The 24,068-nt window shown below is 51.1% G+C and carries 32 protein-coding genes; 25 read left to right on the top strand and 7 right to left on the bottom strand.

Features of this window, described 5'->3' with window-relative positions; genetic code table 11:
- Genes E3E36_RS09175 through mobA form a run of 9 tightly spaced genes read left to right on the top strand, consistent with a single transcriptional unit; the run spans position 1 to position 5,144 of the window.
- Positions 1-285 carry a monovalent cation/H+ antiporter complex subunit F gene (locus E3E36_RS09175; RefSeq protein WP_167895115.1) on the top strand — a complete coding sequence of 95 codons (285 nt, stop codon included), beginning with the start codon at positions 1-3 and terminating at the stop codon, positions 283-285.
- Complete coding sequence (mnhG, locus tag E3E36_RS09170) at positions 282-638, top strand: monovalent cation/H(+) antiporter subunit G (protein ID WP_342764401.1); 357 nt, start codon at positions 282-284, stop codon at positions 636-638. The genes E3E36_RS09175 and mnhG overlap by 4 nt, the downstream gene beginning before the upstream one ends.
- On the top strand, positions 631-885 hold the full coding sequence (locus E3E36_RS09165; protein ID WP_167895114.1) for a hydrogenase subunit MbhD domain-containing protein: 255 nt from the start codon (positions 631-633) through the stop codon (positions 883-885). The genes mnhG and E3E36_RS09165 overlap by 8 nt, the downstream gene beginning before the upstream one ends.
- Positions 886-939: 54 nt before the next feature.
- Positions 940-1,659 carry an MnhB domain-containing protein gene (locus E3E36_RS09160; RefSeq protein ID WP_167895374.1) on the top strand — a complete coding sequence of 240 codons (720 nt, stop codon included), beginning with the start codon at positions 940-942 and terminating at the stop codon, positions 1,657-1,659.
- The gene (locus tag E3E36_RS09155) at positions 1,656-2,048 is read left to right on the top strand and encodes a sodium:proton antiporter (RefSeq protein ID WP_167895113.1); all 393 of its coding nucleotides are present in this window, start codon (positions 1,656-1,658) and stop codon (positions 2,046-2,048) included. Before E3E36_RS09160 ends, E3E36_RS09155 begins: the two co-directional genes overlap by 4 nt.
- Positions 2,045-2,530 carry a Na+/H+ antiporter subunit E gene (locus E3E36_RS09150; protein WP_167895112.1) on the top strand — a complete coding sequence of 162 codons (486 nt, stop codon included), beginning with the start codon at positions 2,045-2,047 and terminating at the stop codon, positions 2,528-2,530. The genes E3E36_RS09155 and E3E36_RS09150 overlap by 4 nt, the downstream gene beginning before the upstream one ends.
- A gap of 9 nt (positions 2,531-2,539) precedes the next feature.
- A complete protein-coding gene (locus E3E36_RS09145; RefSeq protein WP_167895111.1) occupies positions 2,540-4,102 on the top strand; it encodes a proton-conducting transporter membrane subunit in 1,563 nt (520 codons plus the stop codon).
- A 23-nt stretch (positions 4,103-4,125) separates the two neighbouring features.
- Entirely contained in the window at positions 4,126-4,566 is a 441-nt protein-coding gene (locus E3E36_RS09140) for a nucleotidyltransferase (protein ID WP_167895110.1), read from the top strand.
- On the top strand, positions 4,563-5,144 hold the full coding sequence (gene mobA, locus E3E36_RS09135; RefSeq protein ID WP_167895109.1) for a molybdenum cofactor guanylyltransferase MobA: 582 nt from the start codon (positions 4,563-4,565) through the stop codon (positions 5,142-5,144). The genes E3E36_RS09140 and mobA overlap by 4 nt, the downstream gene beginning before the upstream one ends.
- Here the strand turns inward: mobA and E3E36_RS09130 are convergent.
- The 4 genes from E3E36_RS09130 to hypA are packed head-to-tail and all read right to left on the bottom strand — an operon-like array spanning position 5,098 to position 7,038.
- Entirely contained in the window at positions 5,098-5,358 is a 261-nt protein-coding gene (locus E3E36_RS09130; RefSeq protein WP_167895108.1) for a hypothetical protein, read from the bottom strand. The genes mobA and E3E36_RS09130 overlap by 47 nt on opposite strands.
- 4 nt (positions 5,359-5,362) lie before the next feature.
- Positions 5,363-5,836 carry a hydrogenase 3 maturation endopeptidase HyCI gene (locus E3E36_RS09125; RefSeq protein ID WP_167895107.1) on the bottom strand — a complete coding sequence of 158 codons (474 nt, stop codon included), beginning with the start codon at positions 5,834-5,836 and terminating at the stop codon, positions 5,363-5,365.
- A 57-nt stretch (positions 5,837-5,893) separates the two neighbouring features.
- Complete coding sequence (locus E3E36_RS09120) at positions 5,894-6,619, bottom strand: ATP-binding protein (RefSeq protein ID WP_394353051.1); 726 nt, start codon at positions 6,617-6,619, stop codon at positions 5,894-5,896.
- Positions 6,619-7,038, bottom strand: a complete 420-nt coding sequence (gene hypA, locus E3E36_RS09115; RefSeq protein ID WP_167895105.1) for a hydrogenase nickel incorporation protein HypA — start codon at positions 7,036-7,038, stop codon at positions 6,619-6,621. Before hypA ends, E3E36_RS09120 begins: the two co-directional genes overlap by 1 nt.
- 243 nt (positions 7,039-7,281) lie before the next feature.
- On the opposite strand from hypA, the gene aor reads away from it, so the two are divergent.
- Together aor and E3E36_RS09105 are read left to right on the top strand one after the other, a co-directional pair.
- The gene (aor, locus tag E3E36_RS09110) at positions 7,282-9,105 is read left to right on the top strand and encodes an aldehyde ferredoxin oxidoreductase (protein WP_167895373.1); all 1,824 of its coding nucleotides are present in this window, start codon (positions 7,282-7,284) and stop codon (positions 9,103-9,105) included.
- A gap of 215 nt (positions 9,106-9,320) precedes the next feature.
- On the top strand, positions 9,321-10,391 hold the full coding sequence (locus E3E36_RS09105) for a tungsten cofactor oxidoreductase radical SAM maturase (protein ID WP_206203587.1): 1,071 nt from the start codon (positions 9,321-9,323) through the stop codon (positions 10,389-10,391).
- Between the two features lie 12 nt (positions 10,392-10,403).
- Here the strand turns inward: E3E36_RS09105 and E3E36_RS09100 are convergent, their stop codons facing one another.
- From E3E36_RS09100 to E3E36_RS09090, 3 genes are all read right to left on the bottom strand, one after another.
- Positions 10,404-10,580: a hypothetical protein gene (locus E3E36_RS09100; RefSeq protein ID WP_167895103.1), complete on the bottom strand. Its 177-nt coding sequence runs from the start codon at positions 10,578-10,580 to the stop codon at positions 10,404-10,406.
- 51 nt (positions 10,581-10,631) lie between these two features.
- The gene (locus tag E3E36_RS09095) at positions 10,632-11,045 is read right to left on the bottom strand and encodes a NifB/NifX family molybdenum-iron cluster-binding protein (protein WP_167895372.1); all 414 of its coding nucleotides are present in this window, start codon (positions 11,043-11,045) and stop codon (positions 10,632-10,634) included.
- Positions 11,046-11,170: 125 nt separating this feature from the next.
- Positions 11,171-12,130, bottom strand: coding sequence for a tetratricopeptide repeat protein (locus E3E36_RS09090; RefSeq protein ID WP_167895102.1), 960 nt, complete (start codon positions 12,128-12,130; stop codon positions 11,171-11,173).
- Positions 12,131-12,220: 90 nt separating this feature from the next.
- Between E3E36_RS09090 and E3E36_RS09085 the strand changes: the two genes are divergently transcribed.
- The 14 genes from E3E36_RS09085 (at position 12,221) to E3E36_RS09015 (ending at position 24,013) form a co-directional block, all read left to right on the top strand.
- A complete protein-coding gene (locus tag E3E36_RS09085) occupies positions 12,221-13,165 on the top strand; it encodes a ribonuclease Z (RefSeq protein WP_167895101.1) in 945 nt (314 codons plus the stop codon).
- Positions 13,162-13,872: a TraB domain-containing protein gene (locus E3E36_RS09080; RefSeq protein WP_167895100.1), complete on the top strand. Its 711-nt coding sequence runs from the start codon at positions 13,162-13,164 to the stop codon at positions 13,870-13,872. The genes E3E36_RS09085 and E3E36_RS09080 overlap by 4 nt, the downstream gene beginning before the upstream one ends.
- Before the next feature lie 207 nt (positions 13,873-14,079).
- Positions 14,080-14,259, top strand: coding sequence for a KH domain-containing protein (locus E3E36_RS09075; RefSeq protein ID WP_167895099.1), 180 nt, complete (start codon positions 14,080-14,082; stop codon positions 14,257-14,259).
- Between the two features lie 21 nt (positions 14,260-14,280).
- Positions 14,281-14,892 carry a site-2 protease family protein gene (locus E3E36_RS09070; protein WP_167895098.1) on the top strand — a complete coding sequence of 204 codons (612 nt, stop codon included), beginning with the start codon at positions 14,281-14,283 and terminating at the stop codon, positions 14,890-14,892.
- Between the two features lie 67 nt (positions 14,893-14,959).
- The gene (pgiA, locus tag E3E36_RS09065) at positions 14,960-15,529 is read left to right on the top strand and encodes a glucose-6-phosphate isomerase (protein WP_167895097.1); all 570 of its coding nucleotides are present in this window, start codon (positions 14,960-14,962) and stop codon (positions 15,527-15,529) included.
- Positions 15,530-15,625: 96 nt separating this feature from the next.
- Positions 15,626-18,787: a hypothetical protein gene (locus tag E3E36_RS09060; protein WP_167895096.1), complete on the top strand. Its 3,162-nt coding sequence runs from the start codon at positions 15,626-15,628 to the stop codon at positions 18,785-18,787.
- A 12-nt stretch (positions 18,788-18,799) separates the two neighbouring features.
- A complete protein-coding gene (locus E3E36_RS09055) occupies positions 18,800-19,321 on the top strand; it encodes a hypothetical protein (RefSeq protein WP_167895095.1) in 522 nt (173 codons plus the stop codon).
- 30 nt (positions 19,322-19,351) lie between these two features.
- Positions 19,352-19,798, top strand: coding sequence for a hypothetical protein (locus E3E36_RS09050; protein WP_167895094.1), 447 nt, complete (start codon positions 19,352-19,354; stop codon positions 19,796-19,798).
- The gene (locus E3E36_RS09045; RefSeq protein WP_167895093.1) at positions 19,779-20,561 is read left to right on the top strand and encodes a hypothetical protein; all 783 of its coding nucleotides are present in this window, start codon (positions 19,779-19,781) and stop codon (positions 20,559-20,561) included. Before E3E36_RS09050 ends, E3E36_RS09045 begins: the two co-directional genes overlap by 20 nt.
- On the top strand, positions 20,558-21,022 hold the full coding sequence (locus E3E36_RS09040; RefSeq protein ID WP_167895092.1) for a hypothetical protein: 465 nt from the start codon (positions 20,558-20,560) through the stop codon (positions 21,020-21,022). Before E3E36_RS09045 ends, E3E36_RS09040 begins: the two co-directional genes overlap by 4 nt.
- Positions 21,023-21,131: 109 nt before the next feature.
- On the top strand, positions 21,132-21,449 hold the full coding sequence (locus E3E36_RS09035; RefSeq protein WP_167895091.1) for a hypothetical protein: 318 nt from the start codon (positions 21,132-21,134) through the stop codon (positions 21,447-21,449).
- A gap of 972 nt (positions 21,450-22,421) precedes the next feature.
- A complete protein-coding gene (locus E3E36_RS09025; RefSeq protein ID WP_167895089.1) occupies positions 22,422-22,889 on the top strand; it encodes a hypothetical protein in 468 nt (155 codons plus the stop codon).
- A gap of 75 nt (positions 22,890-22,964) precedes the next feature.
- Positions 22,965-23,732 carry a hypothetical protein gene (locus E3E36_RS09020; RefSeq protein ID WP_167895088.1) on the top strand — a complete coding sequence of 256 codons (768 nt, stop codon included), beginning with the start codon at positions 22,965-22,967 and terminating at the stop codon, positions 23,730-23,732.
- Positions 23,729-24,013: a hypothetical protein gene (locus E3E36_RS09015; protein ID WP_167895087.1), complete on the top strand. Its 285-nt coding sequence runs from the start codon at positions 23,729-23,731 to the stop codon at positions 24,011-24,013. Before E3E36_RS09020 ends, E3E36_RS09015 begins: the two co-directional genes overlap by 4 nt.
- Positions 24,014-24,068: the final 55 nt, after the last annotated feature.

Genomic DNA, 24,068 nt, shown 5'->3' with positions numbered 1-24,068 from the left:
ATGAGCCTCGAATCCCAGTTCATGCTGCTCATGAAGTTTGTCATACCCATATACCTCTTGGCCTTCGTCCTTTACGCCGTCAGAGCATTCAAAGGCCCGACCATAGCCGACATAATCCTCGCCGTTGACTGCCTTTCCTTCGATGTTGCCGCTTTCATGGCCATCCTCGCGGTTTACTTCAGGAGCGTTTACCTCGTCAGCGGGGCGATGGTTCTCGCACTCTGGGGCTACCTGCTGGACATATACGTCGCCAAGCACATAGCCGAAGGGGAGGTGGGAGCGTGAGCCTACTGTTCTATATGGGGGCCTTTCTGATCGTCATAGGCGCACTGTGCGACTTCTTCGGGGCGCTGGGACTGCTGAGATTCCCCAACTTCTACGTTAGACTGCATGCCGCGACCGTGGGGATAATCGGCGGTGCAGCGGTGCCCCTCTTTGGAGTCGCCCTTCTGGCGCTTGGGGCGGACTTCCTTCCCCACAGGTACGCAATAGCCGGTGCAAGCTTCGTTACGGGGATAGTGGTTCTCATTGTTTCTCCCGCAGGAAGCCATGCGCTGGCCTACGCCGCCCATAAGGCCGGACTCGTGGAGTGGGAGCCGGAAGTGGATCACTTGGAGGGGGTGGAGGGGGATGGTTGAGCTCCACCTCGTTATCCTGGTGCTTGCACTGATGCTCGGCTTCGTTGCCAGCTACCTTGCGGTGACTGAGAGGGACCTGCTGAAGGCGGTGGGGTTCTCGTCGGTTCAGGCGATAGCTTACGCTATAGTCTTCTACATCCTGATGGCCCCGGACATAGTGCTGGCCTACGTTGCCATAGCGGTCGGCATATACTCCGCCCTCCTGGTTTTTGCCATCAGCAAGACCGAGAGGTACGAGGTGGTGTGAATGGCCGGCAGGTCGATCCTCACAGCAGTCGCCATCCTCTCCTTTGCGGCCCTCATGACCTATGCCGTCCTCTCTGCGGGGCTCCTTGGAACGGGTTCTGAGGTCAGGCCCCTGGGGGAGTTCTACCTTGTCAACAGCTACTTCGGGGACTACTCTGCGAAGAGCCCGGAGGTGGTGACTTCGATTCTCTGGGACTACCGTGGCGTTGACACGCTCTTCGAGACCGCAGTGTTCTTCCTCGCGATAATAGGCAGCCTGACCGTCTTCAGGCTCACGAAGGAGCAAGAGGAGGAAGTCAAGAGGCCCGAAAGGCCCCCCACCGAAATGACCTCCATAGTCAGGGACGTGACAAGGGTCATAGTTGTGATGATCCTCGCGGTCTCGGCGTCCATAGCGCTCCATGGCCACCTGACCCCTGGAGGCGGGTTCCAGGGCGGTTCAGCCCTCGCGGTTGCCCCGCTCCTGATAATAGCCGCCTATTCAAAGTACGCCCTTGAAAAGAGCGGGTTTGACAAGACGAGGGCACTTATACTCCGTTCAGTCGGTCTTCTGGGAATAGCCCTGGTTGCGGTGATCCCGCTCCTCTACGGCGGATACGTAATGCAGAACCAGCCAGTTTTTCCGGCCGAGCTTGGAGGCCAGCCCCTCGGCGGTTCGCTGATTTACTACAACCTGTTCGAGTTCCTCGCCGTGGGTGCCGGATTTACCGCAGTCTTCCTCCTGCTGGCCATTCCTGAGGAGAAGTTCAAGAAGCTCCTGGGGGTGGACGAATGAGCGTTCAGGAGTTCCTCTGGGCATACATGTGGGCAGTCCTCCTGCTGACGCTGGGCGTCGCGCTCTACGGAGTCATTGCCAGGCCGAACCTTCTGAAGAAGATAATAGCCCTCACGGTTCTCGGGGATGCCGTGAACGTTATGGTTGTCCTAATAGGCTACCGTTTCACCTACCCGGTAGCACCCCCGATACTGCCATCCCTATCGAGGGACGCCCTGGGAGCGTTCCTGAGTTCGGCAGTTGATCCGCTCCCGCAGGCCCTGGTGATAACGGCCGTCGTCATAGGTATGGCCGTCAACATGCTCCTGGCGATCCTGACGGTGCAGCTGTACCGCCTGTACGGGACCCTTGACGTCAGGGAGATAGCGAGAAGGGGTGGTGGTGAATGAGGGGCGTACTTCCGACGGCACTCATGGCGTTCCTCACCTACATCGTGTTCACGGGTTCCCTCACCTCCTACGACCTGGCCACTGGAGCGGTAGTTGCGGTTGTGGTGGGCCTTTTGATGGGCCCTCACACCGTCAGGGACGACTCAAAGGCCCTGAACCCGATAAGGTGGCTGTGGATGGCCGTTTACTTCCTGTGGTACATGCTGGTGGCAGAGACCAAGAGCCACATTGACGTCATAATACGCACGCTGACCGGGAACTACCGGCCCGGCATAGTGAGGGTCCCCATTGACGTCAGCACGGACTACGCGAGAACCCTCGTGGCCAACTCAATAACCAACACCCCCGGGACGGTTGTGGTGGATATGGACGAGAGGTACGTCTACGTTAACTGGATAGACATCGCCACGAGGGATCCTGAGGAGGCAAGGAAAGAGATCTCAGCCGACTTTGAGAAGTTTGCGAGAAAAATCTTTGAGTGAGGTGGTAGAATGGACGCGGTAGGGCTGACTCCAATCATACCCCTGCTCTTTGCCTTTGCCCTCCCCCTGACGTCGATACTGATAAAGGGGAACAGGAGGGTCGTCCAGGCCTATGCCCTCCTGGGCACGGGGCTCACCCTGATAAGCTCGTTCGCGTTATTCCAGAGAGCGTACTCCTCAGACAGCCCCCTGATTTACACCTTCGGCAAGTGGGTCGCCCCCGTCGGCATAATCTATGAGGTGGACAGGCTTGGGGCACTGATGGCACTGGTAACGGCCTTCCTGATGTTCGTCATAGCCGTGTACAGCTACAGGTACCTTGAGGGCGAAAGTGGGCTGGAGTGGTACTACACGCTCTACCTCGGCCTTGAGGCCGGCCTGCTCGGGGTTGTACTCACGGGCGACGCCTTCAACCTCTTTGTCATGATAGAGGTTACCAGCATAGCCTCCTACGCGCTGGTCGCGTTCTATAGGGGCAGGCGGGACGCGGTTCATGCGGCACTAAAGTACGCTTTCATAGGCGCCATCGGCACGACGATGTACTTCCTGGCCCTCGGAATCCTCTACGGGGCATTTGGAACCGTCAACTTTGCCGACCTGAGCGCAAAGATCCATGATATTCCCTTCCCCGTGAGCGGGAACCCTGTCGGAGAGGTTGTTCTTGCCTCCGGAATAGTGCTGGCCCTTGCCACGTGGGCGTTCCTCATTAAGGCTGCCATCTTCCCCAACCACTTCTGGCTTCCGGAGGCCCACCCCGCAGCTCCAAGCCCCATCTCCGCTGTCCTGTCGGGCCTCGTGGTTAACGTCGGCATATACTCACTCATGAGGTTCCTGTACACCGTCTATGGCGGTGAGCTTGTGCCGGGCCTTGAGAGGGTCGTCGGCGGAGTGGCGGCCGTTCTAGTGGCGCTCGGTGCGGTTTCGGCGCTTTTCGGGGCCCTCATGATGAACGCCCAGAGGGACGTCAAGAAGCTGATAGCGTATTCAACGATAATGCACATGGGCTACCTAGCGATGGTCGTTGGTGCCGGAACCCAGCTGGCCCTGCAGGCGGCGATATTCCACATGGTCAACCACGCCATTGCCAAGGCCCTGCTCTTCCTCGCTGCTGGCGCCTTCATTCACGCAGCCGGCTCAAGGGACATCGGGGACTTAACGGGCCTCGGAAGGAGGATGCCTGTGGCTACCTTTGGGCTCTCTGTGGCTACCCTAAGCCTCGTGGGGATCCCACCGCTCAACGTCTTCTTCAGCAAGGTTCTGCTGTTCGATGCACTGATGGAAAGGAGCCTGGCGCTTGCGATGGTCATTGTGCTCAGTTCGGTGATAGCGCTGGTGGCCTACATGAGGGTCCTTTACAGGATATGGCTTGGAAAGCCGAGGGAGGACATCACGGCGGGTGAGCACGCAAGCATGGCCTTTGTGCTGCTTCTCCTCTCTGCGGCCGTCGTGCTGATGGGCCTTGCCGCACCGCTCCTGCTCCAGCACTACGTTGATCCCGCCGCGGCGCAGATGATGGACTACGGGGGCTACATAAAGGCTGCCGTTGAGTATGCTTCCGCCTTCTTTTCCTGATTTAACTTTTTGGAGGTGATGGGATGAGCATAGAAGCGGCAAAGGAGAGTCTCCTCAGGAGGATAATGGAGTTCTATGGGGACAACCTGCTCTCGGTCATATTCTACGGTGCCCACCTCAGGGGGGAGCTCAATGAAATCGACGTGCTCGTTATAATAGACGAGCCATACGACCCGGTCAAGCTCAACAGGGTCGCGGACTTCATCGAGAACATAAAAGAGCCGGTTGAGAGGGAGTTTGGGTACTTCGTCGCCTTCGAGCTTTACGTCCGTGAGGAGGCGGAGAACTTTCATTCATCATTTATGGACGTGGTGAAAGCGTACGAGGTCGCCTATGACAGGGACAACTACTTCCAGAACCTGGTTCGGGACATGCTCAATCCAGAGAGGACAATAGAGTACGTCAAGTACATAAGCACGATAGAGTACATATCCCTCGACGAGGAGGAAAGTGGTGGCCGATGATAGGGGTGGTGCTGGCCGGCGGCAGGAGCAGGCGCTTCGGCGGGGACAAGCTGCTCTTCAGGGTAAACGGGGCTCCCCTCATACAGCACGCTGTCGAGCGCCTCTCCCTTGCGGAGGGCATTGACGAGGTGGTGGTTGTTGCCTCCCCCGAAAACGCCCGTGCGCTGGAGGAGCTGGGCTACCGGGTGGTGGTTGACAGGATGCTCCTGGGCCCGATAAGCGGCGTCTACACGGCGCTGGGGCTGGGAGATGTCTTCATAGTCGCCGGCGACATGCCCCTAATAGTTCCTGAATTCGTTGATTACATAATCGCCCGGTTCAAAAGAAACGGGAGAAGAATATGCGTCCCAAGGTGGGAAAACGGCTACCTTGAACCGCTCCATGCGGTATATCCAGCTGAATTCCGGTCAGTGCTCGAACAAAGGATTGGAGACGGCGACTACGCCCTGAACAGGGCTATCCGGTCTACGGACGCCTGCTACATCGGCCTTGAGTCCGTTCCGGAGGAGTGGCTTGTCAGCCTCTTTAACGTCAACAGGAAGGAAGACCTGAAAAAGCCCAGCCGTACTTTCTTCTGATCCATATCTTTTTGATCTCTGGATAGTAGACAGCGGCGGCGGAGATCGCAAACAGAGAGCCTATCAGCGGCCTGTCCATGTACCACGCCAGAAGGGTTATTCCTATAAAAAGGTCCTTTAGGGTCTCGCTACGGTTTTCTCCCGCCTTTAGGTCAAGGAGGAACGAGAGGATGGAGAAGGCGCTGGCCACCAGCAGGAGCGCCCTCAGCTCCATTGGATCACATCCCGTTGAGGAGCTCTGCTAGAGACTCCGCCAAGACCTCCGCCCTTTCCACGATGACTTCGCTCGGTGCCTGGAAAAGGCCCAGAACCTTTGGCTGACAGCCTATGAGGACAAACCCTGCACCCGTTCTGGACTTCAGGTATCCCACGAGCACCCTCAGCGGCAGGCTGTGCGTTGAGACGGCATCTCCCAGCGTCCCCTCCGGGTCGGCCGCTACCAGCTCGCCGTGCTCACCGCCGAAGTCAACGGCATCCACGAAGACCACCAGGTCGGGTTTGAACTCCACTATCTTTCCAGTGTAGCTTTCCGGAACCTCTCCGCAGTTCAGGACGAGGACGTTCGGGTTTTTTACGAGTTTTTTCAGCCTCTCTGCGACGATTACTCCGAAGGCATCGTCCCCCCGGGCATCGTTCCCTATGCCGCAGATTACCACCCTTTCGGCGTTTTTGAGGAGGTCAGAGAGTTCCATCTCAACACCCCACCACGCAGAATTTTGAATTTAATAAAAGAAAAACCCTTGGTCGGCTCAGATCTTCTGAGCAATCTCCCTTATCCTGTCCGCGAACTCCGTCTTCAGCAGCTCCTCTGGGTTTCCGACCTTTGCCTCCAGATCCCTGTAAAGCGGGATTCCAGCGAGGTATGGCACGCTGAACTCTCCCGCGAGCTTTTCTATCTCCGTCTCCTCGTTGAGCTTGAGGTTTTCGACGATTCCGAGGATGGTGTAGTCCCTCTCCCTGAGAACTTCGAGGAGCTTCCTCACGACGTTGATTGACAGCTTCGACGGCGTTGCAACGACCAGAAACTCGCCCTTCTTGAGGAACCTCAGCACGTCGAGGAACTGGTCGCCAAGGCCGGGAGGCATGTCTATGATCAGGTAATCCAGCTCGTCCCAGCGGGTTATGGCTAGGAGCTCGATGAGGGCGTCGCTAACCTCCATGCCCCTCATTGGCGTCGGCCTGTCCTCAGAATAGTAGACGATGCTCATGAACTTTATTCCATGAACTGTGGGCGGAACAACCCCATACTCCTCCTCTGGGAACTCCTTCGGCTCAAAGCCCAGAATCACGTGGTCGCTGGCACCGTGGAAGTCGAGGTCAAGCAGTCCAACCTTGTAACCCTTCTCGGCCAGGACGAGGGCCAGCGTGGTGGAGACAAGGGACTTTCCTACACCGCCCTTCCCGCTGACGACGGGGATGATGCGCTTCACCTTCTCAAGCCTTCCCTCGATGCCCTTGACGCGCGGGTCAACGATCATGCCTCCCCCTCCTTTTCTACCCTTATGCCGCTGATATAGACCCCTCTACCTTTTAGGACCTTAAAGTCCCTGCTCCCGCACTTCGGACAGGCCAGAAACGCGTGTACTACCTCGGGGATGAAGTGTATGTCCTCCTTTATGCGCTCATCAAAGCTCCCTTTGACTTCCTTCAGCTTCCATTCATGTCCACAGTCGCGGCACTTAAAGACCGCCTCCTCCTCAACGAACTCTATCTCCGCCCCCTCTCCTATCGTCCCCTTTAGGAGCTCTTTCATGGCGAACTCGACTATCTCCGCGTTCACATCTTGGAGCTCTCCAAGGACGACCCTTATTGCGAGGAGCTTTGTCGCTCCCTCCTTCTGGGCATAATCGAGGGCAGTCCTAACTATACCATCGGCCAGTGCCCACTCGTGCATTTTCAATCCCTCCGCAGAATCTTGGCGGGCCGGGTTTAAAACAGTTCGGCTTTTGTCCTGCCATTTGTTTGGCGACGTGTACGGGGTTCCGAAAAGGCTTCCAGACGGATGATTCCTGTTTCATTCTTCCTGTGTTTCCCCGATTCTGTCAACACAACTGTTTAACACATCTGCTTTCGCAATGTCCTTTATTTTCGCCAAAATTTATATGCATTAATGTACACAATATTTTTGGCGATGTCCATGTATGGCAACTGGGGAAGATTTTTACGTGTAAACCTCTCCACCGGAGAGGTGAAAGTTGAGGAATACAATGAAGAGCTGGCCAAGAAGTGGCTCGGCAGCAGAGGACTGGCAATATACCTCCTCCTGAAGGAGATGGACCCGAAGGTCGACCCTCTGGGCCCCGAGAACAAGCTGATCATAGCTCCTGGCCCGCTGAGCGGAACCAGCGCTCCGACCGGTGGCAGGTACAACGTCGTGACCAAGAGCCCCGCGACGGGCTTCATAACAATGGCCAACTCCGGAGGCTACTTCGGTGCTGAGCTGAAGTTTGCGGGCTACGATGCCATAGTCGTTGAAGGCAAGGCTGAGAAGCCTGTCTACATCTACATAAAGGATGACCACGTTGAGATCCGCGACGCGAGCCACCTATGGGGCAAGCTCGTCAGCGAGACGGAGGAGGCCATACGGAAAGAGATCGGAAGCAAGAGGCTTAGGATAACCACCATCGGGCCCGCCGGTGAGAACCTCGTCAGGTTCGCGGCAATAATAAACGACGGCCACCGCGCCGCCGGAAGGGCCGGTGTTGGAGCCGTCATGGGCAGTAAGAACCTCAAGGCAATAGCCGTTGAGGGCAGCAAGAGGGTTCCCATAGCGGACAAGCAGAAGTTCATGCTGGTCGTCAGGGAGAAGATAAACAAGCTCAAGAACGACCCGGTTGCCGGCGGCGGACTGCCCAACTACGGTACAGCGGTTCTCGTCAACATAATTAATCAGAACGGCCTCTACCCGACGAGGAACTTCCAGACCGGTGTCTTTGAGTACGCCGAGGAGCAGAGCGGTGAGGCGATGACTGCCAAATACCTGATCGGGAACAAGCCGTGCTACGCCTGTCCGATCGGTTGCGGAAGGGTCAACAAGCTCCCCACCGTTGGGGTCACCGAAGGTCCGGAATACGAAAGCATATGGGCGCTCGGCGCCAACCTCGGCATAAACGACCTTGCGAGCATAATCGAGGCAAACCATATGTGTGACGAGTACGGCCTCGATACCATCTCGACCGGCGGAACCCTGGCAACTGCCATGGAGCTCTGGGAGAAGGGACTGCTCAAGCCTGAGGACGTGGGCGAGGAAGAAGCACCGCCCTTCAGGTGGGGCAACACCGAGGTTCTGCACTACTACATCGAGAAGATCGCCTACAGGAAAGGCTTCGGCGACAAGCTCGCCGAGGGTGGCTACCGCCTGGCCGAGATGTTCAACGGAACCGAGTACTTCATGGGCGTCAAGAAGCTTGAGCTTCCAGCCTATGACCCGCGCGGTGCCGAGGGACACGGGCTGGCGTATGCCACCAACAACCGCGGTGGGTGCCATATCAAGAACTACATGATAAGCCCCGAGATTCTCGGCTATCCGTATAAGATGGATCCGCACGACATAGGTGAAGAGAAGATCAAAATGCTCATCATCTTCCAGCACCTCAGTGCCCTCGTTGATGCCGCTGGACTGTGTATATTCACGACCTTCGGCCTTGGAGCCGACGACTACCGCGACATGCTGAACGCCGCTTTGGGCTGGGACTTCAGCACGGAAGACTACCTCAAGATTGGAGAGCGCATATGGAACGCCGAGAGGATATTCAACCTCAAGGCCGGCCTCGACCCGGAGAGGGACGACACACTGCCCAAGCGCTTCCTTGAGGAGCCCATGCCTGAGGGGCCGAACAAGGGACACGTCGTTCGCCTGAAGGAGATGCTGCCCAAGTACTACAAGCTCCGCGGATGGACGGAGGACGGAAGGGTTCCGGAGGAGAAAGCTAAGGAGCTGGGCCTGGAGGAGTTCCTGTGACTTCCCTCTTTTTACCCGTTTTTGTCCAGTAAGGTTTTTAGACCTTCCCGGAACAGCTCAGTTTTAAGGTGGTGACATGCAATATTCGAGCCTTTTCATGCTTCAATCGAACCTATATCCTCCAACTGGGGGCGGTTGAATTGGGGAATGGAGTTGAAAAGGAGTATACTTTCTCCCTCTGGGACGGGAAGGTCACAGTTCGCCCGAAGCTCGACATGAAGTACCTCTACATCGAGATAAGCAGCAGGTGCAACCTCAAGTGCGAGATGTGTTTCAAGCAGTACTGGGAGGATGGAGAGGGCGACATGGACTGGGAGCTGTTCCTCAAGATTCTCGACGATGCCGAGGAGTTTCCGGAGCTTAAGATGATATACTTCGGTGGAATCGGAGAGCCTTCCGTTCATCCGCGCTTCATGGACATGGTGAGGGAAGTAAAAAGGCGCGGTTTCGCCCTCGGAATAAGCAGCAACGGAACCCTTCTGACCGATGACATGCTGAGGGAGTTCGCCGAACTCGGCGTCGAGCTGGTATACTTTTCCATGGACACTGTTCCGACAGCCCAGAACGCCATAACCCTCGGCCATCTTGCGGCCGCCGCGACCGCCAGCAGGATAGAAAAGCTCGTGAAGTACCGCGAGGAAACGGGGACCCACAGGCCCAGCATAGGTGTCGAGGTGGTTGTGACCAAAGAGAACTACAGACAGCTGCCCGATATGGCACGCTTCCTGCTCGATCTTGGCGTTGATTCCATGCTGATCTCTAATCTTCTCCCCCTCACGAAGGAGCAGACGAAGGACATAATCTACGACGGGAGCGTCGACATGGGCCCCATCCTCAACGAGCTGTATAAGATAGCACACAATGGCCTATACATCAAGCTCCCCAAGTTCGAGCTGAAGACCGAGCGCGCCTGCGACTTTGACGAGAACAACGTTGCCGTAGTCAGATGGGACGGTGAAGTAGCTCCATGCTACCGCTTCCTCCACACGTACTACGAGTATATCTTCGGCAGAAAGAAGAAAGTGAACGCCTACTCTTTCGGCAACGTCCGGGAGAGGAGCCTGGCCGAGATATGGACGAGCGAGCGCTATACCTGGTTCCGCTTCACAATGAAGAACTACATGTACCCCTCCTGCACCGACTGCGATCTGGTTGATGCCTGCGACTTCGTTAAAACGAGCGACATAGACTGCTGGGGCAACGAGCCGAGCTGTGCTGACTGTCTCTGGTCCAGAAAGCTTGTCCAGTGTCCGATTCCCCAGCACACCTTCGGGAAGTTCTTCTGAGGCTTCCTGAATTCACAGGATATTTTTAAGCCTCCTCCCGCTTTCCATTATCGAGTGGTTTTGAGGAGTACTGATGAGTGCCGTAAAGAGAGAATCGGAAGCTTCTTTCCCGTATTTGAGCCAGCGAAGGAGCCACGGAATCAGGGGGATGAAGAACAGCGCGGTGTTGACTTTAACGTTGATTCCCATGCACTTTCATCAAAAATTTCATATGAAAAAATTTTAAAATGTTTCTCAAACTCAAAGTTTGGAACCGGTTTGGATTTCAGGCTCTTCACACTTCTTGTGCCCCTTCTCCCTCTCTATCTTCTCCTTCCAGTACGGGTCGACCTCGAGAACATTCTTTATGAATGCTTTTACCACGTCCTTAATGGGGCCGTAGGCACCGGTGACAACCTCAATTCCAAGCTGGTTGAAGAACGCAATCGCCTTCTGTCCCATGCCGTAGGCGAGCACGACCTCTCCACCGTGTTCCTTTACGAAGTTCGGAAGGTCACCGGTCCCATGTTCGTCGAAGGGAACCTTGACTACCTTGACATCCTTGATCTCCCCTTCCTCCACGTCAACGAAGACAAAGTACTTGGCCCTGCCGAAGTGTCCGTTGACGTTGCTCTCCAGCCCTCTACCATCCTCAGCGGGAACCGCTATCCTCATACTCATCACCATATTAATGAATAGATTTTCAGATATAAAGTTTGTGCATATGCACAGTCCACCGCACTGAGTATCCAGGAGACAGAACTTACAGGCATATGAAAGGTGAAAATGAAAAAAATAATTCAGAACTCGGCCTCTCCGAGGAATTCAAGCAGGTCGATGAGCCGTCTGTCCTTTACCTTTTCTACGGCCCTGCTGGCTTCCTCAGCGTCTATTTTACCGTCCTTGTAGAGGGCGACTGCTTTTATGGCCTCAAAGAAGTCCGCAAGCTCCGGCATGGCGCTGGCGAACATGTCCATGTTGAGGTAAACCGTTTCAAAATCGTCTTCGAGCATCAGTTGCCAGATGACATCTATAAGGGCGTCAAAGGCGATGTCCCAGTACTCCATACCCCTGGCGCTCATTAGGGCGTAGAGACACTCCTGCAGTGCCGCGTCGTAGTTCTCATCCTCTTCAAATATCTCCTCAAAGCTCAGGTGTATCTCTGACATAAGTCTGCTGTTCCCCATGACCTTTGGGAGGAGACCGGCGAGCATGGCCTTGGCCCTGTACGGTTCACCCGCCTCGAAGGTGACGTATGCCTTGTACACAGCTATGTGCAGGAGCTCCCCCTCGTCTTCGAGTTCCCTGTAAACCTCCTCGGCCTTCTCCAGAAGTTCGAGGGCCTTCTCGTACTCTTGGATTTCCTCGTGTATCAGCGCCATGTTGTAGTACACCTTTGCCACGTTCTCTTTTCTGCCCCTGGCGGTCTCCTCCTCAAGGAGGGCCCTGTACAGCTCAAGGCTTTTCTCAAGCTCTCCTATCAGGTAGTAGAGGTCAGCGAGGTTGAACTTTGCCTCAAACGTGTCCATCTCCTCTGCCAGCTTCTCGAACTCACTTATTTTGTCCACATCGAGGAGGGCGTGGAAGTAGTAAACGATGAGCTTGTACAGTTCGGGGTCTTTGCACTCCAGGGCAAGCTTCTCGGCCCTTTCAAGGATCTCTTTAAGCTCCTCATCCGAAAGCTCGTCCACCTTGTAGTAGAGGAGCTTCGAGACCTTTTTACAGTCCCTCTCCTCAATGGCCTTCAGAATTTCGTCCATACCATAACACCTCGGATAGACTAAGTCCAGCGGAGTATTTAACACTTTGGCTCGGGTATCATTTAAAAGCACTGGTGATGAACACATAACATGCTTGAAGTGATTTTCCTCGGCACAGGCGGCATAATGCCAACGCGCGAGAGGAACGTTCCAGCCATAGCGCTGCGCTACAAGGGGGAAATTATACTCTTCGACGTCGGAGAGGGGACGATGAGGCAGATGAACAGCGCAAAGCTCAGCCCCATGAAGGTGGAGAAGATTTTCATCACGCACTTCCACGGCGACCACTACCTTGGTCTGGCTGCCCTGATACAGACGATGAACCTCTGGGACAGGGAAAAGCCCCTCCACATCTACGGCCCCAAGTACACCTTTGATTTCGTCCAGCACTTTCTTCAGAGCGGCTTCTTCAGGCCGGGCTTCGATGTGCACGTCCACGAGCTCGGAGAGACGAGGCTGAAGTTCAATGATTATGAAATCTGGAGCTTTAAGGTCGAGCACGGCGTTCCTGCTTTAGGTTACGTCTTCAGGGAGAAGGACCGGCGCGGGAAGTTTCTTCCGGAGAAGCTCGCCGAGTATGGCCTGAGCGAGGGGCCGATACTTGGAAAGCTTGAGCGGGAAGGTCAAATCGAGTGGAACGGTCGGATAATCCGTCTTGAGGACGTGACCGGGCCAAGGAGAAAGGGGGTCAAGGTCGTCTACACCGGCGATACCGAACCCACTGAAAGGACAAGACTCTTCGCGGAAAAGGCCGACCTCCTCATACACGAGGCCACTTATCTGAATCCCGTTGACAGGGGCGAGAGCTACCATTCCACCGTTGAAGAGGCCTGCGAGATAGCCAAGAAGGCCAAAGTAAAGCTCCTTGCCCTATTTCACAGGGCCTTCCGCTACACCTACGATGAATACCTGAGCGAGGCCTCGCGGATATGCCGGGAGTTCGGGGTTAACTTCATAGTTCCGCGGGATTTTGACGTTTTAACCTTTAAATCGGGTAAATTCAGCGTGAGAAACCTTCGGGAGGAGAGAAGATGAGCTACCTTCGCTACGTCAAGCTCATAGGCACGATGCATGTGTCGCCGAAGAGCAGGGAAGAGGTCGTCAGGATGATACTCAATGAGAGACCCCATGCCGTTGCAATAGAGCTCGACAGGGCGCGCTTCCTGGCCATGAACGAGAACAGACGCCTAACCCTTGAGGAGTCACTGCGCTTCGGCAGGAGGGGGTTGATAAACTACGTTCTTGCAAAGGTCGAGGAGAAGCTCGGAGAGGAGTTTGGCATGAAGCCCGGTGAGGAGATGAAAGCTGCCACAAACGCCGCCCGGACCCTCGGTGTTCCACTCTACCTTATAGACGAGGACATAAACGTCATACTCTCCAAGATTGCCACCGCACCCGGAAGGGAAAAGCTCCTTATGGCCTTGGAAGCGCTGGGCCTTTTCCTTCCGGTTAAAAGTGGCCAGGTTTCTGACCCTATGGCCGAATACCGGGTCATGCTGGTTCAGTTCAGGAGGAGATATCCCTACCTCTACCGCGTCTTGGTAGAGGAGCGGAACGAGGTCATGGCAAGAAACCTGATCTCCATAGTCGAAAACCTGAAGCTACATGGAGTTAGGAGGCCGAAGGTTATAGCTGTGGTCGGCCTAGGTCACAAGCCGGGGATAGAGCACCTCCTCGACAGGGCGGAGGAGAGGAGGTTCCTCTCACCCTACTGGACTGCTGTGATGGGAGAAGGCATCTAGTCTGCCTGCTCTGCGGTGGAACGGATTTCAGGGTTGGAGAAAGAAAGATAGACAGCAAGTGGGGGCTTTACGGCGCACAGGGTGAAGATGTCATCTGCAGAAACTGCGGCTACGTTATGATGTTCCACAATGGAAGAACCATCTAGGACTTCGACTGATTCGTTACTTTTATATTTAGAACCATTCCAGCATTCTTGGGGATCCACCATGAAGGACAGACTCGAAAAAATGCTCAACGTCAAGATTCTTGAAATCGAGGAGCTTGAGGACAAGATAGTCGTTTACGTTCCGGAGGATCAGGTGAGGATAGCCGTTGGGAGCGGTGGTGCGGCCGTTAAGGCGGCGGAACTTGTAATCGGCAGGAAGATTGAAGTAAAGGGCAAGTGAGCCTCCCTGCGGGGCGTTCTGATGAACTACGAACTCTGGCGCGCCACAGCCAGGCCCCGGGGTGCCGGAAGGGGGGAGATCGAAGATCTGCTGATTTCTTTTCTAGTCCTTACTCTGCTGTTTTCCAACTTTGAGCCATACTCAGTCCCTTATGCCGCGGTGGCAGTTCTGACGGCCTTTCTTTTCCACGAGCTCGCCCACCAACAGGTGGCGAGACACTACGGCTACAGGACGTACTACAAACGCTGGGACACAGGCGTACTCCTTGCCCTCCTCGTGGGCATGGCGACGCGCCTCCTTACCGGAACGACGTGGATATTCGCCGCCCTCGGTGCCGTTCAGGTTTATGCCCCCTACGCCGTTGATTCCAGGGAAGCCTTCGGAAGGATAGCCCTCGCAGGACCGTTGACCAACATAGCCGTTGGCATAGTGGCTCTGGTTGTTTTGAGAACCACTCACCCATTCACGACCCTCTGGTGGGTTCTCAAGACAACCGCAACTGTCAACCTGTGGCTGGCCTTCTTCAACCTGCTCCCGTTCCCACCCTTGGATGGCTCGAAGGTTGTCCGCTGGAACGCTGGAGCTTGGGCGGTCTCCATCGGCCTTGCGTACCTCCTCTTCAGACTGTTGTAACACTTCCAGTGATATAGAAGGGAAAGGTTAAATAGGCCCGCCCTCACTTCTATCACGGTGGTTCCCCATGGAGTACAAGAGCCCGATAGGCCTTGATATTGACCTCGAAACCGGGGTTATACCCGGCGCCAAAAAGCTCGTCAGAAGGCTCAGTGATTTGAAGGGCTATTTCCTCGATGAAGATGCCTACAGCGAGCTCCTTAAGGAAAACCCCGTCGTCTATGAGGTCTACGCCGTCGAGCAGGAAGAGAAAGACGGAGACCTGAACTTCGCCACGACGGTTCTCTACCCCGGCAAAGTTGGCAAGGAGTTCTTCTTTACCAAAGGACACTATCACTCAAAGGCAGACAGGGCAGAGATATATTATGGCATCAAGGGGAAGGGCGGAATGCTCCTCCAGACCCCGGAAGGAAAGGCCGAGTGGATAGAGATGAAGCCGGGAACGGTCGTTTACGTTCCCCCGTACTGGGCGCACAGGACGGTCAATACCGGCGACGAGCCCTTCATATTCCTGGCGATATATCCAGCCGATGCTGGCCACGACTACGGGAGCATAGCCGAAAAGGGCTTCTCCAAGCTGGTCGTGGAAGAGGACGGGGAAGTTAAAGTTGTGGACAACCCGAGATGGAAGGAGTGATTTTCCGTTTTTTGTTTACTTCCTCTAGTGGTGTGCAAAATTTGAATAGGAAAAGTATTTATACTCGCGGATGTTACTTTCTTTGGTGGGGAGTTCATGAAGCGTTGGAGTGGGGCGTGGTTAATATTTCTGATTGTTGGAATGAGTGTGAGCATGGCATTCTTCAGCAATCCTGTGGCAGCAACTACCAGTGACCCTTACGAGGAATTCTGGCGGATTCTAAACAAGGAAGCTGAACTTGTAGTTGAAGTTGAAAACGGCAATCTCTCCCTCGCTCAAGAGTTAATTCAGAATTCTCGCCTTGGAGCTGAAAACGCTGCCAACATTTCAGCCTTAATCTGGCAGGCTTTGGAAGAATTGAAAGCCTCTGGAGTCAAAACTTATTATACCACCGAAGAGTTAAGAGAAATGGCTCAGAATATTAGCCAGAACGGCCTGCCGGAAGAGACGGTTCAAACCTTAAAAGCCCAATGTTGGAGCGACGAGCAAATCCAAGCCTTAGAAGAGTACATTGTCCAGAACGCTGGTGAGATTAACGAGGACTTCAACATGACGGCCTTCCTCGAGGATTTCTCGACGGCCTTCATCGACGTGGCGTTCAAATACAACGAATACGAAGCATGGGCGCTGAAAAAATGGAAATGGGAGAACGCCATTGATATTGATTCCTCAGTTTACAGGGGAGAGAGAATGATTAACCCGCTCTTGGCTGACGAGTGGGTGAAATTTTACAAGGCTTACGAAAATGGTAACGTTGAAGGAATGAACCTCTACATCAAAGCCCTCAAAGAAGACGCATACAAGCTCATGATAATGGATGAGTACCAAACGGGAAGGGATGTAATAGTTACGACTTTCAACGGGGAGGGCCTCAGGATAATAAGGATAAACGGATTAAGACCCTCTCCGATGCTCAGAGTTAAGGGTGGGGGTTTGGTCATAAACCTCAACACATCCACGCTCGATTGGAAGGATGAGTATTACTGGCCGAGAGCTTTAGAGTCTTATGAGCTGATAGGTAACGTTGAGAGTTTAGTGAAGGCACTCATGAATGGCAATTCCAATCCTAAGGTCCAGTGGATTTTGAATGAAAAAGTTGCCGAGCTAAAGCACTCTTTAACCGTGTATAAGAGGAGCTCAAGTGCTAATCCAATAACGCTCCCAATAAAAGACCCAACAGACCCGATTGAGCCTCCCAAGCCTCCAATAGCAGTACCAACAGCTACAAGCGAGTACGAAACTCCGGACCCACTAACACAAAAAGCACTAAACATAAACGACAACGAGGGTGTTCTGGAGATAACTGGGGTGAATGTCATTGTTGACGTGAATCAGCCAGGGAAGGTTGAGTATCACATTCAAATCTCGCTAAAGGCAGAGAACAACGCGATAAACAACATTCAGATTAACGTTGATGACTACACCAGTGGTGATTCCGACAGTGGGAGCGTCTCGTTCCTGAACTCCGGAGAAACATACACTTGGGAAAGCAAGAGGTTTGAGGTCGCTCACACCATCGACGGAAAACTGACAGTGACCGGGAAAGTTGAGGTTACTTACACGCCCTCCTGTGGAGCAGTCCCGCTTTCAAAAGAGGGCCCGGAGGCTTCTTCAATCCCCGCAGGCTGCGATGAGAGGACAATAGTTAAAGACTACTCGGCCACAGTAGATTTAGCGTCCTCTGTAGACTGGGACAAAGTGCACCTTGAGGTTGAGGCTTCACCATCTAGCATTACAGTAGGAGAGAGCGTTACTTACAAGGTTATCGTGAAAAACGAGAACGACGCGCCTTTGAACGGCTTAGAATACTCGATCACAATCTCCTACTCCCCAGCCAATTCCAGAACGTACTCCGGAACGGTTGATGTTCCCAAGAACGGGGAGAAAGTCCTGCTTGAAAAGACCATAACCTATGAAGACGCCAGCACTTATGAGACCCACGCCTCAATCTACTGGAACGGAAAGTCAAAGAGCGCCGAAACGAGCGTTACGGTGACTTCAGGGACTCTGACAATAACTAATGTTGATGTTTCACCATCAAATCCAACTCATGGGGACAGCGTGAGCTTTGATGTGAGCGTGAAAAACCCAGTATCAAGGTCTAGGACAGTAACGGTAAAGCTTTTCATTGACGGAGTTGAAAAGTCAAGCAAAAGCCTCACAATCGGTGGTGAGAGCACGGGGAGCGTTACTTTAACGTGGACTGCTCAGGCTGGAGACCACGACTGGAGGATAGAAGTCTGGGAAGACGGAAAACTGGAAGCGTCGAGGAGTGGAAGTTTGAGTGTTTCGAAAGTGGTGAATGGTTTGGCTGCTCGGCTTGAGGTCGAGCCAAGCGTTGTAAAAGCAGGTAATGATGTGACGGTCTTTATTACTATCCAGAACTTGAAGGAGTATAAGCAGACTTGGCCGATACAAATAGTTGACAGTGCCGGAAACGTTCAGTGGCCTCACGAGAGCTATCAGGGGCTTAATTACTCGATCTCCAGTGGTCAACTAACAATCTACGCCCGTAAGACTGCGAGAATTATGGCGACCATAGGCCCCATAACTCAAAACACGAGCCTCACACTGGAAATCGGAGGCATGCCAATGGCATCAGCATACGTAGAAGTTAGGCCTGTAACAGTACACGAAGCTTTCATGGATTGTAGTAATCTGGAACTATCTGCAGATAAGGGGGATTTAACTTTAGACATGAAATGCAAGGTGTACTTTACGAATCCAACTAAGGTTCAATGGAACATAACTCGCGTTGACACAGATGCTCACGTACTCAAGACACCGCGTACAAGGGATTTAACCATAGAGCCAACTAAGACGATAATAACACACACCGTTCCACCGGGAGGAGTTGGAGAATTAGAACTTGAGTTCCATGATGTCCTGCCCCAGAGCGGGTTCATCGAAACAGGATTGGAACTGAAGGACTTAGGAGGGGCTAAGGTTCCAGTGCAAGTGAACTTCACAGTCTACGCCAACGGTCATCCATACGTCAAAACTTCACAAGGTATACTCGATCTTGCATACACGGCAACTCAATATGTAGAGATAAAAGTTGAATGGAACAGTGTTATTCAGCATATTGTTGCAGATACAGTAGCTGGAGCGGTTATAGGGGCTGGAGCTGGGGCAGTGGTCGGTAGCATTATTCCAGGAGCTGGTACCATGACAGGAGCTGCAGTTGGGGGTATTATTGGGGGTACTTTGGGATTTATATACGGAGTAGTGTGGCATGGAATACTGGGAAGGCCATAGGGGGAATAACAAATGAAATGGAAAGGCGTTATTGTTTACTCCACGTCTCTTTTCCTTTTGTATTTCTCTTCAGGCATTGAGGTGGCCCTTGCCATAGCCAGCGTAAGCCTTTCAGTGATGTACGTTTGGACGATGATCCTCTGGTTAATCCGACGGGAAGATAGAAATACACAGAAGGCCGCAAACGGTTTTCTCACGGCTAACTTGATTGCAATCCTTGCCAGCGTCTTTGTCATCAAGCCTCTCGCCGCGACTTTGCTGCTGGTGGTACTTCTTGTCCTCTCAGGTTTCATACTGCTCGTTGTTTACGGCCTCAGAAAAGGACCAGCAATAGGGAATGCTGATTTTAGACTCAGATGGTTTGGGGTACTTCTTTTGGGATTCTTTTCGTTGAATCCTTTTATTGAGGGCATTTCAACCCACAACTGGATTGAGGGAATTGGTGCAGTACTGCTAGTGTTTGGTGGCTATTTAATGTTTGAGGAGGTGAGGACATCTATCCGCGAATCAAAGCAAGCAGAAGAATCGCAATGAAGAAAAACAAAGTAAGAGACTACTGCAGAGGTGATAGAGGTAAGCTTCGCGAAAAGTCTCCTTGCGGGGTTCTCTCCCTTCCTTGCATCTTCTCTACTTATAACGAAGATCCAAGGATCCGAAAGTGCTAAAGCTGGTTATCACCAGTGGCGGGTAGAAGTCTGGGAGAATGGAAAACTCGAAGCATCAAGGAGTGGAAGCGTTTATATTACATCTTCTAATGAGAGTGATCCAAGTGACCCTTGTTCCAAGGGAGAATACTGGACTGCATGGCTGGAGGTCAGTCCAACTGAGATGGTGGGAGAGGGCAAGGTGCATGTAAAGGTAATGGCATCATATTGCAATGCTCTTCCAGATGTCGGTGGAAATAGGATAGACTTACTGTACCTCGAAGAAAGTGTGTACTTGGATAGCAAGGAAGTACACTCGTTTGATACGAGTGATAACGGAAATGTACTTGCTAGTTGGGGAGACTAAGGTTATAGAGGAGTTTGATTGGCCTGTAAGTGTGGGAAACCACAATATCACGTTAAAAATCAAAAATACCAGTGGTCTCTTAGACTACATTAAAACCAAAACTGACAGCGTCAGCGTTAAAGTCATGCCCTTAGAGTATCCCTTAGAACTTACTGGAATTTCATGCAGTAACCTAGACTTTAACTTTGAAGCCAGTAACTATTACACTCAAGGAAACTATGTCTCACCACTGGAATGCACTCTTAAATTCCGAAATGTTAGGAATACTCAGATATACGTCAAAGAGCTAAGCGCCGACATTTCAGTTAGCCCCCCGGATTTAGAAGAAGCAATCTTCGACCACAAAACAGTCTCAGTGAACGAGAACGTAAAGCCAAGTGAGGTCCTCACAATACAAATACAGGGCAAAGCCGTCACGACAGACCGACAAATGCTCCTCAGAGTTGATGGAACAACGGCAACTCTTTACATAGACTATACGATAGAAGGCATGATTAACAAAGTCAGCAAAATAGTAGGGAAAGGAGTGGCGAAGATGGATATAAGCGTCAGCGTGTCCCAAGGAACAGTATATACTGATGTGATAGGTGACGTAGTCATATTTATCGCAGGACCAAAAGCTGAAGAAGATATTGTAACCAAAATTCCAGTTGTCACCAAACTTACCAAAATCCCGGGTGGAAAGCAAATACTAGGATTCCTGAGTTTGGAACCGTTCAAAAATGCGATTGTGTACGGTATAGACAAGTTATTCGGAGGATGATGTTCATGAAAATTAAACAGTACGTAGATCAGTGGGATATACTAACACTCCCAGTATTATGGGTGGCTACTATTTGCTCTATGCCTCTTTTTGTTTTTTTAAACTGGGGCCTTGACCCAGAGAAAATTGAAGGTGTTCTAATAATCACCGTTGTATTTGGAATCTTTTTTGTATTCTACGAGATAACTATCGTAGAGTTTATTATTAAATACTGCATTAACAGAAGGAAACCAGATAAAAAAAGCCTCTCACAAGCACTCCACTCCGCTAACAGGGCGAGTGATATAAAGAACTTCTGGTCCATAACATTACTATACACATTTTTCAGCTTACCAATGATATACAGGGATGCAAAATTTGTCCTCAGTACTATTTTATGGATATTATCTGCATATCTTACAGCATACGCCGTCAAAAACTGCATCTACAAGAGATACCTAAACAAAGTGGATTGTAGATGACAAATGAAAAATTATCTATGGTGATCTTCTATGGGATCGACCCGCGGAGAACAGAGTTCAGGCTTATAGCAAAGTTGATGGAACAACGGCGACGCTGTACATTGACTACATGATAGAAGGCATGATTAACGGAGCCAGCAAAATAGTGGGGAAAGGAGTGAGTGAAAGCATAACCATGATACACATTGACAAAAAGGATATATATTTAGAATGTGGCATTGAGGGAACATTTCTTGTTTTTTCGTTTACAAAGATTTCAAAGATATCTGGGATAGCAAATAAAGCAAAGACAGTAGGAGGCCTAGGAATAGTGCTAAAGTTCATTAATCTTCCAGAAATGGCTAAAAATTATGTCGTGAGCCACGATGATGAAGCACAGAAAACAATAGAAAAATTCTGGGATACCCTGTGGGGGTGGAATAGATGAGTATTGGATGCAAGTCTCGTGAACTGAAAGAGCTTAGTTTAGTTAAAGCTGGTGCTATTGCTTCTCTCGCTACTATTTTCCCATTTTTAATAGTGGCTCTCCGAGAGGTGAACTCGATAATGCTTGGTATTGGTTTTTTAATTGTATATTGGAGCATGGTGTTATTTTACACATTCTTAAATTGCTTTATTTTTTCGGATTTGGACTTAGGAACAATTGAGAAGCTATTGTTATTCATATACTACTTTGTCTTGGGTTCGGCGATTTACATAATTCCATCAAATTTTTCAGGATTTAGATTCCTTTTAGGTATTTTCATGAATAGTGTTATCGCGTATTTGTGGGTTTTAGTTAGCGTACGGTTGCATTATCTAGTTAAAAGCATGGACTATTGTTTTCATCGAACATAGATGCATTAGGCATTTGGGGACTCATCACGAAAGAACATCTGTTGCTATACTCGCTATTACCTTCTTTTGGTATTTACTTGGCGGTGATTACAACTTCTACCTCACTGGAAAACCCTTGTGCATGGTGATTTACCTCCTTTATTACTTAATCGGTGCTGGAATCCTACTGGGCTTTAACAAATGTAGAGACCATCAGCGTGCCGTTTTGTACTCTCTGTTGATTCTCGCAGCGGCCCCCGCTGTACGTTGATTACACGGAAGGCATGATCGAGGGAGTTAACAAAGTAGTAGGGAAAGGAGTGATTACTAGTACAACAAAAGTTAGCGTGTATGAAGGGACAGTGTATGCAGATGTCTTAGGAGACGGAGTAATACTTATAGCCGGACCGAAACTTGAAGAAAAAGCAGGAGTTTGGCTTGCTACGAAGCTTCCACATCTCAGTCTGATATCTAGCAAAATCTCTAGTGTCCCCGGAGGCAAGACTATACTTGGGTTCATAAGCCTCAAAACCCATTAAGAATTATATTGTTTCCCAAATAGACGAATGGGGTGGGTGAGTATATGGAGACCTTAAAGCCAAAAATACACGCTGCAATTCAACAAATACGCCTAAAACATTTGGCAATTATATGGACGATGACAATACTTTCCAGTGTTATTTTTTCTTTTCATATAACTAGCCGGGATTGGAGTTCAATCCTTGATGCATTTAAATTTTCATTTGGGTATTTTGTCCTTCTTGTGATATACAATCCTTACTCTATTGAAGCCCTTATTAAAAACTGCATATTCAGGGATATTCCCTCAGCACAGGACATTAATAGGATCACTGATACTATTGAATGGGCTGTTACTCCAAGGAACTTTGTTGTATTGGCAATGTTTTATATTTTCTTTGGAGCCTTTATTGCATACAAAAAGCCAGTGTTTTGGATTATTATAGCCCTATGGAACATATCCGCATACCTTACCCAATACGCAGTCAAAAACTGCCTGAGTGAACGATATCCTAAGGAGATCACGGAATAGGTGGAGGACAGTTCAATGATTCTTTGTTTTTACCCATTATATTTTTGTCAGGAGTATCAATGGACTGGTGACAGTTTGGATTTAGAAGCGTCGAGGGGTGAGAGTATTGAGGTTAATTCTAGCGGAGATGTTCAGGAAGACACGTCCAGTACAAACAATGCAAACTTGGAAATTACAGGCTTCGCCTGTATGCCAAAAGAAGTTGGGCTGTATGAATGGAGAATTGACAAGGACAAAGTTTTCTGCACTGCAAATATAAAGAATAACGGTCCAAGAATCCAGATAACTCCAAGAGTTGTGATCGACGGTATTGAAACTTTTTGGCTTAATACAAGGATTCTATCGGGAAATTCCAGCTTGACGATAAAGTACGAGGTTAAGTTCAGTGATGGGCTGGCTCAGATTATGTATGGGCCATCAGCAACCGCATTGAGCTTTGTTCGTACTGTTGAGGAAAGCGGCGGAACTGTATGCCGGCGGGGAGTATGCTACAACTCGACAAGAATCTACCACTTGCCCAAGAACCACACGATCAGCCTAAAAATTTACAAGGCAATAAACTTTATGCCAACAACAGAAGCACTAACACAAAGCGAGAAAGAAGTCATCACAGTCAAATACGACGGATACGTGGAGAAGAGATGGACAGAGTGTGTTATCATAACTCCTACATTTACACTAGTCTCCATGTATGGGGCATCATATCTTGCCCCTATAATTTTTGGAAATATGGCGACAACAGGGTTAGGACAAACCGTGTTAGGTGGCTCTACTGGCGGTTTCATCGGCATGCTCGGCCAGTATCTAATTGAAGATGAGAGTTATGGGGGTGATATCTCATGAGCAAACATCTTAAGAGGTTCTTTCTCGCGTATATTATTGTGTTTCTTCCTCTTTTTTTCGTGACTGAATCTATGGTATGGAGCGCAGTTTTAGCCCTCCTGCCCTCATGGCCTTTACTCTTAGTGTGGATTCTATGTGACATTAAACACTTTGAAAACTATAAAAAATTTCCAAAGGAGCCCTACATCATTGGTGACTCCACCGAGATTGAATACTTGACCCCAGAAGAACTGGAGAAAAGACTGCAGAAAGGAAAAGGGAATAAAAACCATAAGTTGTAGCGGAGACTCTAGAGTAGTTACCTTAACCTAAACTGCTCAGGCTGGAGACCACGAC

Origin of the sequence: Thermococcus sp. M36, from assembly GCF_012027355.1 — an archaeon.
In the GTDB taxonomy this organism is placed as follows: Archaea; Methanobacteriota_B; Thermococci; order Thermococcales; family Thermococcaceae; genus Thermococcus.
This window is presented reverse-complemented; position numbering and strand designations above follow the sequence as displayed.